Origin of the sequence: Nocardia carnea (genome assembly GCF_029869215.1) — a bacterium.
Classification (GTDB): domain Bacteria; phylum Actinomycetota; class Actinomycetes; order Mycobacteriales; family Mycobacteriaceae; genus Nocardia; species Nocardia carnea_B.
This window is the reverse complement of sequence record NZ_JARWPM010000267.1, coordinates 1-10,867: the sequence shown is the minus strand read 5'-3', so window position 1 is coordinate 10,867 and position 10,867 is coordinate 1. Positions and strand designations below refer to the sequence as shown.

Genomic DNA, 10,867 nt, shown 5'->3' with positions numbered 1-10,867 from the left:
TGTAGGCCCTTCGGGGCCCCCAACCCCCCGACCCGCCAAAACTCTCCCCCGCCTTGATGCTCGCTTCGGCCCGCTAACTCGGGCTTTAATCCTTCCCCGCAAACGGTGACGGCCCGGCACATATGCCGGGCCGTATTCGGGATAAGGGCCGTCAGCCGGCGGGGGCCGGAATCCAGCGCACACGGACCCGGGGTACGACGGGGCGGCGGCGTTTGGCGGAAATACTGTGTTGCGCCGGAACCGTAAAAACGGCGAACCATGAACGCCGGTGTGTGCGCAGATATTTCGCTACGGCCGGAATCAGAATGCAATGCACTCGGCCCGCCGAACCCAGCCGATGGCGGCCTGTGCGGTAATTCCTGGTGCGCATACTCTTTCCTTCGCTTGTCGTAAACAAGTGCTATCGGAAAAAGGCAATTCCGGTCGGTGTTGCACGCAGGCGAAGGTTATCGGAGGAAAACTTGTGCTCCCGACATTTCCCGGATCAGGCGGTCGCCCGGCGTGTCGTGGAGCGTGCCGCGCGCTGACCTCGTGGCGCGCCGTGGTGCGCCGGATGCGAAACTGAGCCAATGCTACGAATCGGCCTCACCGGAGGTATGGGCGCGGGTAAATCGACCGTCGCGCGGGCACTCGCCGAACACGGGGCGGTGATCATCGATTCCGACCTGATCGCCCGGGAAGTGGTGGCGCCCGGAACTCCCGGACTGGCCGCACTCGTCGAGGCGTTCGGCGCCGATATCCTCGCCGCCGACGGGAGTCTCGACCGGCCCGCGCTGGCCGCCAAGGCATTCCGCGACGACGAATCCCGCGCGACCCTGAACTCCATCACCCATCCGCTGGTCGGTCAGCGCACCGCCGAACTGCTCGCTGCCGCGGCGCCGGATGCCATTGTGGTGCAGGATGTGCCGCTGCTGGTCGAGAACAATATGGCGCCGTTCGTGAACCTGGTGCTGGTCGTGGACGCCGCCACCGAGACCCGGCTGCGGCGGCTGGTGGAATTCCGAGGTGTCGCCGAGGACGATGCGCGTGCCCGGATCGCGGCGCAGGCCACCGACGAACAGCGGTATGCGGCCGCCGATGTGCTGCTGGACAACAACGGGCCCGCCGGTGCGGTGGAGGCCGAGGTCGCGCGGCTGTGGGAGCAGCGGCTGGTGCCGTTCGAAGCGAATATGCGCGCCGGTATCGCGGTGAGGCCGGAGTTCGGCCTCGTGGAAGCCCGACCGGAGTGGGCAGCGCAGGCGCAGCGGCTGATCGCGCGGTTGCGGGTGGCCGCGGGTGCGGCTGCCGTGCAGGTCGACCATATCGGTGCTACCGCGGTCCCCGGGCTACTTGCACCGGATGTGCTGGAACTACAGGTCACGGTCACCGATCGAGCCGCTTCCGATGGTATCCGCGACGCCTTGGCCGGGGCGGGGTTCCCGCCGCTTGCGGATCAGGCCGGCGCGCCGGAACCTGGCGCCGCCGATATGCAGCAACGCGTGCACGGCAACGCAGACCCGGGTCGTCCTGCCGTCGTGCACGTACGTGTGGCCGGCGATCCGGCTGGAGAAGTTGCCCTGGCGTTCCGCGACTGGTTGCGGGCGGAGGAGCAGGCCCGCGTCGAGTACGCCGACGTGGTCCGTGGGGCGGCGAAGGAAGCCGAGGCGGTCGCCGGAGCCGGCGCCTGGGCCGCGTTCGACGCGGTCCGGCAGTCCTGGCTGTCCGGAATGTCGCCGCGGGTCCTCGACTGGCACGCGGCGCGTCCGGAACGGGGTGCCGCCCAGTAAGCCCTACGGGCCGGCCGGTGCGGCCGCTCACAACCAGGTGAGGGGCATGTTCAAGGAGGCGGTCCAGGCCAGGAAATCGTGGCCGTGGGCGGCGATACCGTCGATGGCGCGGGTGGCGGTGGCCACGGCCTGTTCGGCCGCGGCCGCGTCGATCAGTCCGGCCGTGTGGGCGGCGAGGAGTTCATCGACGTCGAGCAACTGGGTTTCCCGGCCGGTCCGGACGACCAGGTCCAGGTAATGGTCGACCGACCGCCAGCGTTTCGGCTCGAATTCGCCGAATTCGCCGATATCGAGGTAGTAATCCTGATCGCGCAGATGGGCGGGACGGAAATGGAATACCGTCGCACGCAGTCCCAGTTCCGGCAGCAGCCAGGATTCGAGATAGTGGAACTGGGGGTGGTCGGCGGTACGGGCCATGTACAGGCCCCAGGGCTCCAGGCGGTAGCGCTCGACCTCGCGGACGAAGCCCTTCGGGTCGGTATTGGTCAGTTCCGCGATATCGAAGTACTCCACCTTCGGCCGGTGGACATGCACACTGGCTGCCTTGGTCACAGCTGCTGAATCTACCCAGGTGCGCGGCTCCGTGCCCGGCTCGGTGAGCAGTGGGCCCGCCGCCGGGCGGCCGGTGCGGTGGACGCCGGGTTCGTGTCGGTGGGCGGGCTTAGTCTTGGGGTATGGCATTCGCAACCGAACTCCGTGCGGCCGGCGTCTCCGGGACCGAGGCCGACGGGCAGACTCCACTGGCGAAATCGGAGTTCCGCCCGGTCGGGGAGATCGAGCGGACCGGCGGGCGGTTCCAGGTCGTCAGTCCGTATCAACCGGCCGGTGATCAGCCGGCCGCGATCGACGAGCTGGAGCGCCGGATCACCGCGGGTGAACCCGATGTGGTGCTGCTGGGCGCCACCGGTACCGGTAAATCGGCGACCACGGCCTGGCTCATCGAACGGCTCCAGCGGCCCACGCTGGTGATGGCCCCGAACAAAACCCTGGCGGCGCAGCTGGCCAACGAACTGCGCGAGATGCTGCCGCACAACGCGGTGGAGTATTTCGTCTCGTACTACGACTACTACCAGCCCGAGGCGTATATCGCGCAGACCGATACCTACATCGAGAAGGACAGCTCGATCAACGACGATGTCGAGCGGCTGCGCCATTCGGCCACCTCGGCACTGCTGTCCCGGCGCGATGTGGTGGTGGTCGCCTCGGTGTCGTGTATCTACGGCCTGGGCACCCCGCAGTCGTATCTGGATCGGTCGGTGCTGCTGGAGGTGGGCGCGGAGGTCGACCGGGATGCGTTTCTGCGCATGCTGGTGGATGTCCAGTACACGCGGAACGATATGTCCTTCACCCGGGGTTCGTTCCGGGTCCGCGGCGATACCGTCGAGATCATTCCCTCCTACGAGGAATTGGCGGTGCGTATCGAATTCTTCGGTGACGAGATCGAGGAACTCTATTATCTGCATCCGCTCACCGGGGATGTGGTGCGCAAGGTCGATACGGTGCGGATCTTCCCGGCCACCCACTATGTGGCCGGTCCGGAACGGATGGCCCGGGCGGTCACCGATATCGAGGCCGAACTCGCCGAACGCCTGGCCGAACTGGAAGGCAAGGGCAAACTGCTCGAGGCGCAGCGGTTGCGGATGCGTACCCAATACGACCTGGAGATGATCCGGCAGGTCGGTTTCTGCTCGGGCATCGAGAATTATTCGCGGCATATCGATGGGCGGCCCGCGGGATCGGCGCCCGCGACCCTGCTGGACTATTTCCCGGACGATTTCCTGCTGGTGATCGACGAATCCCATGTGACGGTGCCGCAGATCGGCGGTATGTACGAGGGCGATATGTCGCGCAAACGCAACCTCGTCGAATACGGTTTCCGGCTGCCGTCCGCGGTGGACAACCGCCCGCTCACCTGGGAGGAATTCGCCGAGCGGATCGGGCAGGCGGTCTACCTCTCGGCCACCCCGGGTGATTACGAACTCGGCCGCACCGGCGGCGAGGTGGTGGAACAGGTCATCCGCCCGACCGGTCTGGTGGATCCGCAGGTGGTGGTGAAACCCACCAAGGGCCAGATCGACGATCTGGTGCACGAGGTGCGGCTGCGGGTCGAACGCGACGAACGGGTGCTGGTCACCACGCTCACCAAGAAGATGGCCGAGGATCTCACCGATTACCTGCTCGGCCTCGGGCTGCGGGTGCGCTATCTGCATTCCGAGATCGATACTCTGCGCCGGGTGGAGTTGCTGCGGCAGCTGCGTCTCGGCGAATACGACGTGCTCGTCGGTATCAACCTGTTGCGCGAGGGCCTGGACCTGCCCGAGGTCTCGCTGGTGGCGATCCTGGACGCGGACAAGGAAGGTTTCCTGCGCAGCACCAAGAGCTTGATCCAGACCATCGGCCGCGCCGCCCGCAATGTGTCGGGCGAGGTGCATATGTATGCGGACAAGATCACCGATTCGATGCGCGACGCCATCGACGAAACCGAACGCCGGCGGGCCAAGCAGATCGCCTACAACAAGGAAATGGGCATCGATCCGCAGCCGCTGCGCAAGAAGATCGCCGATATCCTCGACCAGGTCTATTCGGAGGCCGAAGACGAGGTCGCGGTGGGTGGTTCCGGGCGGAATGCCAGCCGCGGCCGGCGGGCGCAGGGCGAACCGGGGCGGGCGGTGAGCGCGGGCATCGTGGAGGGTCGCGATATCAAGTCGATGCCGCGCGCCGAACTCGCCGATCTGGTGTCCGAGCTCACCGATCAGATGATGAACGCGGCCCGCGAACTGCAGTTCGAGCTCGCGGGCCGGCTCCGCGACGAGATCGCCGACCTGAAGAAGGAACTGCGCGGGATGGACGCGGCCGGCCTGAAATGACCGGCCCCGCCGTCCCGTCGCGCGGGCGATCAGCCCTGGGTCGCCATCCATTCGTCGACCCGCCGTTCGGCCTCCTCACGGGAGACGTCCTCGACCCGGGTCATCACCACCCAGCGGTGGCCGAACGGGTCGAGCAGGGCGCCGTAACGGTCGCCGGTGACGAACGTGGCCGGGTCCTCGGCGACCTTGGCCCCGTTCTCGCGGGCGCGGGCGATCACGGCATCGACATCCGGGCAGTAGTGGACCAGCGAGGTGTGCACCCACTCGCCGGTGGGCGCGAGGACGTTCTGCTCCGGAAAGGGGAGGCCGAGCTGGATCGTCGAATCACCGATCTTCAGTTCGGCATGGGCGGGCTGCCCGTCGGGATTGTCGTTGCGGGAGAGCACCTCGGCGTCGAACACCGTGCGGTAGAAGTCGATCGCGGCGTTGCCGTCGGATACGGCGATGAACACGGTGATCGAGTGGTAGCCCTCGGGAATCGGATTCACTGTTTCGCTCATGGATTCGAGTCTGCTCGGCCGTGCCGCCGGATTCTTGTAAGAAAGCGACAGGCCCGCAGGCTCCGGTCGTGGACGATTCGGGAGCCGCGGTGAGCGGAGTGCCCCCGGCCGGTGACCGCAAGGCGATACTGCATCCGCACGAGCAGGAGCGGTATCGCTCCTTGAACCGGTTACCTCCGGGGCCCGGTGTGGCCGATTGCGTCGAGTGGTACTGGGCCGTGCGGTGGGATCTGCGGGGTCGAGCGCCGTACTGCGCCGAGGTGCTGCCGTTTCCGTGCGTCCACCTCACCTTCGAACGCGACGGTGACCGGTCCGGAGCCTTCGTCAACGGCGTGTGTACCCGGAAATACGTGCGGGAGCTCGCCGGATCCGGGGAAACATTCGGGGTGCGGTTCCGGCCGGGCGGGTTCGGCGCGTTCACGGGTCTCGATGTCGGGGCGTTGCGGGATCGGGCCGTGCCCGCCGCCGAGGTGCTGCCCGATATCGGTGACCTCGCCGAGCGGGTACTGGCCGAACCCGCGGATACCGGCCGGCGCCGGCGGGTAGAGGACTATCTTGTTACCCGGCCCCGCGGCGGCGACGACCCCAACTACCGGCTCGTCCTGCGCATTGCCGCGGCCATGGCCGGGGATCCGGAACTCACCCGGGTGGATCAGGTCACCGAACGGTTCGGTGTCTCGATGCGGACCGTGCAGCGGCTGTTCCGGCGCTATATCGGTGCGGGCCCGAAATGGGTGCTGCGCCGGTACCGGCTCCAGGACGGCGCGGATCTGCTCGCCCGCGGCCGCGTTGCCGATCTCGCGGCGCTGGCCGCGGAGCTCGGATATTTCGATCAGGCGCATTTCACTCGCGAGTTCACCGCGGAGGTCGGAATGGCGCCGCTGGAATACGCCAAGAATTCGTTACGCTCGCGCGATGAGGTGACCGCCAAGGTGCTGCCTGCCTCATAATCGAATACCGGGCTCGATAGGTAAGCGCTTACTCGTCGGCGACAGATCAAGGAGCTGCACATGGATGTCGTGATATTGATCGGCCGGGTGATGTTCGTCATTCTGTTCCTGAGCTCGGCGCTGGGGCATTTCACCCAGACCAAGGCCATGGCCGGCTACGCGCAGTCCAAGGGCGTCCCCATGCCGGAGATGGCGGTCCGCGCGTCGGGGGCGCTCATGTTGCTCGGCAGTATCAGCATCCTCCTGGGGATATGGGCCGATCTCGGCGCCTTGCTGCTGCTGGTGATGATCGTGCCGACCATGATCATGATGCACAGTTTCTGGAAGGAAACCGATCCGGAGGCGACGCAGGCGGAGACCATTCAGTTCAACAAGGATCTCGCCTTGGCGGGCGCTCTCGTGATGATGTTCGGTTTTTTCGCCCGCAACGAGGATTTGGGTCTCACGATTACCGGTCCACTGTTCTAGCCGCGGCGCCGGGAAATACCGCGTGGTCGGCATCGGCTGCCGTCGTTGTGAGGAAAATCCCACGGCGGCAACAGTGTTGGGGCTTCTTGTGACCCGTCACAGGTTTACCCGCGTGCGAGCGGGAATCGCCAGGTAGGCAAGGCCGTCGCCGGTCGTGGTGACAAATGTGAAACACTGGTGCTGTTACGGCGCACTGTGATGTGGAACGAATCCGGTTGATCGGGCCCCGGTTACGGCTATGGTCTACGCAGTCGCTGCGCCGTTGCCCGGTATTCCGGAAGCGTCCGGCCGCAGCCGCGTTTATACCCCGCACAGTTGGAGGAGAGAATGACCGCCTACCGGACCATTGTCGTCGGTACCGACGGCTCGGACTCGTCGTACGTCGCCGTGGACAAGGCCGCCGCACTGGCCGGAGCCGCGGGCTCGACCCTGATCGTGGCCTGCGCCTACTACCCGACCGACGACCGTGACGTCGCCGCCGCGAGCGATCTGCTCAAGGACGAGGCGTACCAGGTTCGCGGTTCGGCGCCCACCAACGAGATCCTGCGTACCGCGCGGGATCGGGCCGTGGCGGCGGGCGCGAAGGAGATCGTCGAGAAGGCGATCGTCGGCGAGCCGGTCGAATCCCTGCTGGATCTGGTGAAGGAAACCCAGGCGGATCTGCTCGTGGTCGGGAACCGCGGGCTGAACACCCTGGCCGGCCGCCTGCTGGGTTCGGTGCCCTCGGATGTGGCGCGCAAATCCAAGTCCGATGTGCTGATCGTGCACACCGTGCGCTGAGGCCGGTCACAGCAAGAACGACTTCGCCCCATCCGGAACCTTCCCGGATGGGGCGTTGTGCGTGCCGACTGCCGGTTCGGTGCGCGGGCCGCAAGTGCTCCATGTCCTGGGTTCAGCGCTCCGGTCACTGGGTAGGCGCTACCGGGCTCGGTCCGCGGCCGGGTACCGGCGTTGAGCGCTTCAGCTGCCGGGCGGCCGGCGCCGGGTTCGATGCGTTGCCGGGTCGCGTGCCCCGGGGAGTGGTTTCAGCCGGCCAACCGCTGGAGTTCGGGTGGCAGGTCGGTGGTGTGGACCACCGCGAGTCGCTGGGTCGCGCGGGTGAGGGCGACGTACAGATCGTTGCGGCCGCGTGGCGAGCCCGCGATCACCGCGCTCGGTTCCACCAGATACACCGCGTCGAATTCCAGGCCTTTGGCCTCGGTCACCGTCAGCACCCGGACCGATTCGGTGGCCAGATCGGCGAGTTCGCCGACCAGCTCCGCCGGGGCCAGCACCGCGGCGGTTCCCGGTCCGTGCTCGTCGGCGAGTAATCGTGCGAGCTCCGGCGCGATCCGGCCGGCGGTCACCCGGTGCGCCCGCGGGATATGGCCCGTTTCCCGCACCGACCGCGGGACCTGCGCGGTGGGGTCGATGGCGGCCAGCACATCCGCCGCGACCGCCATGATCTCGGCCGGGGTGCGGTAGTTGACGGTCAGTTCGGTCCGCTTCCAGCGTTTGGCCACATACGGTTCCAGCATCTGCGACCACGAGTCGGCGCCCGCCGGGGCACCGGTCTGCGCGATATCGCCCACCACGGTGACCCACCGGTTCGGGATCCGGCGCATCACCATGCGCCACGCCATCTCCGATAGCTCCTGCGCTTCGTCCACGATCACGTGCCCGTAGGTCCAGTTGCGGTCGCCGGCGGCGCGTTCGGCGGTGGTCTGCCGGTTGCGGACCTGCTGACGTTCGGCGAGCTGGCTCGCGTCGATGAGGTCGTAGGCCATCAGGATTTCCGGATCGAGTTCGTCCTCGAGGTCCTGCGGAGCCGAACCGGTCAGGATGTCCAGGGCGTCCTGGGCCTCGGCGAGCTGGGCGCGCCAGCGGCGGCGGGCGCGTTCGCGTTCCTCCGCGTCGTCGGTGCCGAGCAGTTCGGCCAGTTCGTCGAGCAGGGGTGCGTCGGCCGCGCTGAACTCACCCGAGTTCGCGCGCAGGAGTTCGGCGCGGTCGGCGGGCTCGAGGATCTTCCCGGCGGCCCGGTCGAGACGCCCGGCATCGGTGAGCAGATCGCCCAGCACTTGCTGCGGGGTCAGCAGTGGCCACAGCTCGGCGAGCACCCGGGTGACGGTGGGGTCGGCGCGCAGCTCGTCGCTGATCTCGCTGAGGTCGGCGGCGCTCAGCAGGCTGCGCCCGCCGCCGAGCGGGTCGGCGCCCATGGTCTGCGCCAGCTGGTCGGTGAGGGCTTCGATCACCATCGAGACGAAGATCGGCCGCGCCAAGTTGTGCGGGCGGCGCGAGGACCGGGCGCGGCCGCGGGCGCGGGTCACGATCTTGCGGTCCAGCGTCACCGGGTAGCCGTCGAAGCTCAGCGTGATGGGTTCACGCGGCACCTCCTGCCGGTCCCGCACCGCGTTCTTCAGGATCTCCAGAACCTGGAGCGACCCCTTCAGTTCGGCGGCGCGCAGTGATTCCGGCAGGGTTGCCTTCACGCCCGGATAGAGGTCGCCGATGGTGGACAGCAGCACCCCTGTTTCGCCGAGGGAGGGCAGAACCTGGCCGATGTAGTCCAGGAAGGTCGCGTTGGGGCCGACGATCAGCACACCACTCTTGGCCAGCTGCTGGCGGTAGGTATAGAGCAGGTACGCGGCCCGGTGCAACGCGACCGCGGTCTTGCCGGTACCCGGCCCGCCCTGCACCACCAGCACACTCTTGTGCTCGGAGCGGATGATCGCATCCTGTTCGCTCTGGATGGTTTCGACGATGTCGGACATATGCCCGGTCCGGGCGGCGTTCAGGGCGGCGAGCAGGGCGCTCTCGCTGCCGACCCCGCCGTCGGACGCGGTGACCCCGGCGCGGCGGGCGGCGTCGAGATCGAGGTATTCGTCGTTGACCGCCGTCACCCGCCGGTTGCGGGAGCGGATATGCCGCCGCCGGGCCACCCCGTCCGGTGCCGCGGTGGTGGCCAGGTAGAACGGCCGGGCCAGCGGGGCCCGCCAGTCCAGGAGCAGGGTGTCGTAGTCGTTGTCCTCGTCGAGGATGCCGAGGCGGCCGATATAGCGCTGTTCCGGGCCGTCGTCGCCGTCGGTGAGGTCGATCCGGCCGAAGCACAGGCCGTGTTCGGCGGCATCGTACTTGGCCAGGTCCTCGGTGTAGAGCTGGGTGAACGACTCGCGTTCGGTACGCGCCTGCGGCGTGCCCCCGGTTTCCAGCAGCACGGTGCGCAGCCGCTGCTCGGCGTAGGCGCGCATACCGTCCAGCCGGTCGTACAGCACCGACAGGTACGCCTGCTCCTGATCGATGTCGCGGTTCGCCGCGTCCGGCGGCGAATCGGTGGAGTCCAGGGTGGTGGAGCGTTCCTGGGTGCGGTTGTCGGGCAAGTTCTGGCTCCTTCTCACCCACGGCGGGACAAGCTCGGCGAAAAACGTGCGCTGTGCCGTGCACAGAGTTGTCGAGTCTACTGCGGGCGCCGGTCGCATGACGTTTCCGCAGGTCCCGCCGCCGTGCTCAGGAGACGTTGCTGTTGTCGCCGCGTAGGCCGCGGCCGCGCGTCGGATCCCGCTGCACCGCGGGTTTGGCCTCGTACATGGCGATATCGGCATCGTGCAGCACTGCTTCCGGGGTGCGGGTATCGCCGGGTTCGAGCGTGGTGACCCCGATGGAGGCGTTGACCGCGATCCGGTGGCCGCGGGCCACGATCGGTTCGGCCATCGCCATCCGCAGCCGCTGCACCAGCGGTGCGAGGTCCTCGTCGTCGGGGCGCCCGGCCAGCAGGACCAGGAATTCGTCGCCGCCGAGCCGACCCACCAGGTCTTCGGCGCGTAGTGCGCGCTGCAGCCGGTGTGCCACGATTCGCAGCACGGTATCGCCGATGGCGTGGCCCATCGTGTCGTTGATCGATTTGAAACGGTCCAGATCGATGAACATCACCGTGGACACCCGGCGGCGCGCGCCGCTGGCGGCGAGCGCCCCCGACAACTGGGAGAGGATCAGCGAACGGTTGGCCAGTCCGGTCAGCGGATCGTGCGTGGCCTGGTATTCGAGTTGCCGGCGGCTCGCCAGGTACTCGGTGATATCGCTGAACGAGCACACCGCGGCCGCGCCGGGTTCCTCCGGGTTCAGCAGCCGGCTCGATACGCTCAGCCAGCGGCGCCGGCCGTCGGGCCGGCCGATCGCGAAGACGAAGCCGGTGACCGTCTCGCCGGTCGCGGACGAGATCGACGCTCGGAGCTCATTCCGGTGGACCGCTGACGCAGTGAATCCGCTGTATCCGAGCGACGCACGATCCGCCGCCCACCAAGGTCTCGTGCTCTGGTCTCGCGACGACCGTACTCATCAAG

10 protein-coding genes are annotated in these 10,867 nt (G+C 67.6%); 6 read left to right on the top strand and 4 right to left on the bottom strand.

Annotated elements, in window-relative coordinates; all coding sequences use genetic code 11:
* Positions 1-569: 569 nt before the first annotated feature.
* The gene (gene coaE, locus QH276_RS18845) at positions 570-1,766 is read left to right on the top strand and encodes a dephospho-CoA kinase (RefSeq protein ID WP_280400528.1); all 1,197 of its coding nucleotides are present in this window, start codon (positions 570-572) and stop codon (positions 1,764-1,766) included.
* A gap of 27 nt (positions 1,767-1,793) precedes the next feature.
* Here the strand turns inward: coaE and QH276_RS18840 are convergent, their stop codons facing one another.
* Positions 1,794-2,318 (bottom strand): DUF402 domain-containing protein, encoded by a 525-nt coding sequence (locus tag QH276_RS18840; RefSeq protein WP_280400527.1) that lies wholly within the window; start codon positions 2,316-2,318, stop codon positions 1,794-1,796.
* A gap of 122 nt (positions 2,319-2,440) precedes the next feature.
* Between QH276_RS18840 and uvrB the strand changes: the two genes are divergently transcribed.
* Positions 2,441-4,633 carry an excinuclease ABC subunit UvrB gene (gene uvrB, locus QH276_RS18835; protein WP_280400526.1) on the top strand — a complete coding sequence of 731 codons (2,193 nt, stop codon included), beginning with the start codon at positions 2,441-2,443 and terminating at the stop codon, positions 4,631-4,633.
* Positions 4,634-4,662: 29 nt separating this feature from the next.
* On the opposite strand, the gene QH276_RS18830 is transcribed toward uvrB, so the two are convergent.
* Entirely contained in the window at positions 4,663-5,133 is a 471-nt protein-coding gene (locus QH276_RS18830) for a VOC family protein (protein ID WP_280400525.1), read from the bottom strand.
* Between the two features lie 68 nt (positions 5,134-5,201).
* Here QH276_RS18830 and QH276_RS18825 point away from each other — a divergent pair, with 68 nt between their 5' ends.
* From QH276_RS18825 to QH276_RS18815, 3 genes are all read left to right on the top strand, one after another.
* Positions 5,202-6,083, top strand: coding sequence for a DUF6597 domain-containing transcriptional factor (locus tag QH276_RS18825; protein ID WP_280400524.1), 882 nt, complete (start codon positions 5,202-5,204; stop codon positions 6,081-6,083).
* A gap of 60 nt (positions 6,084-6,143) precedes the next feature.
* Positions 6,144-6,551, top strand: a complete 408-nt coding sequence (locus QH276_RS18820) for a DoxX family protein (protein ID WP_280400523.1) — start codon at positions 6,144-6,146, stop codon at positions 6,549-6,551.
* A gap of 327 nt (positions 6,552-6,878) precedes the next feature.
* Positions 6,879-7,331: a universal stress protein gene (locus QH276_RS18815; protein WP_280400522.1), complete on the top strand. Its 453-nt coding sequence runs from the start codon at positions 6,879-6,881 to the stop codon at positions 7,329-7,331.
* Positions 7,332-7,576: 245 nt separating this feature from the next.
* On the opposite strand, the gene QH276_RS18810 is transcribed toward QH276_RS18815, so the two are convergent.
* A complete protein-coding gene (locus QH276_RS18810; protein WP_432278683.1) occupies positions 7,577-9,907 on the bottom strand; it encodes a HelD family protein in 2,331 nt (776 codons plus the stop codon).
* 127 nt (positions 9,908-10,034) lie between these two features.
* On the bottom strand, positions 10,035-10,619 hold the full coding sequence (locus QH276_RS18805) for a GGDEF domain-containing protein (RefSeq protein WP_280406831.1): 585 nt from the start codon (positions 10,617-10,619) through the stop codon (positions 10,035-10,037).
* Here QH276_RS18805 and QH276_RS18800 point away from each other — a divergent pair.
* Positions 10,597-10,867 (top strand): hypothetical protein (locus QH276_RS18800; protein WP_280406830.1); only part of this gene is annotated, 271 nt, incomplete at its 3' end. The genes QH276_RS18805 and QH276_RS18800 overlap by 23 nt on opposite strands.

What these genes read in the sequence shown, in the direction of transcription:
- coaE (WP_280400528.1), top strand. Translation starts at nt 570, where the DNA reads ATGCTACGAATCGGCCTCACCGGAGGTATGGGCGCGGGTAAATCGACC.
- QH276_RS18820 (WP_280400523.1), top strand. Translation starts at nt 6,144, where the DNA reads ATGGATGTCGTGATATTGATCGGCCGGGTGATGTTCGTCATTCTGTTC.
- QH276_RS18815 (WP_280400522.1), top strand. Translation starts at nt 6,879, where the DNA reads ATGACCGCCTACCGGACCATTGTCGTCGGTACCGACGGCTCGGACTCG.
- uvrB (WP_280400526.1), top strand. Translation starts at nt 2,441, where the DNA reads ATGGCATTCGCAACCGAACTCCGTGCGGCCGGCGTCTCCGGGACCGAG.
- QH276_RS18830 (WP_280400525.1), bottom strand. Translation starts at nt 5,133, where the DNA reads ATGAGCGAAACAGTGAATCCGATTCCCGAGGGCTACCACTCGATCACC.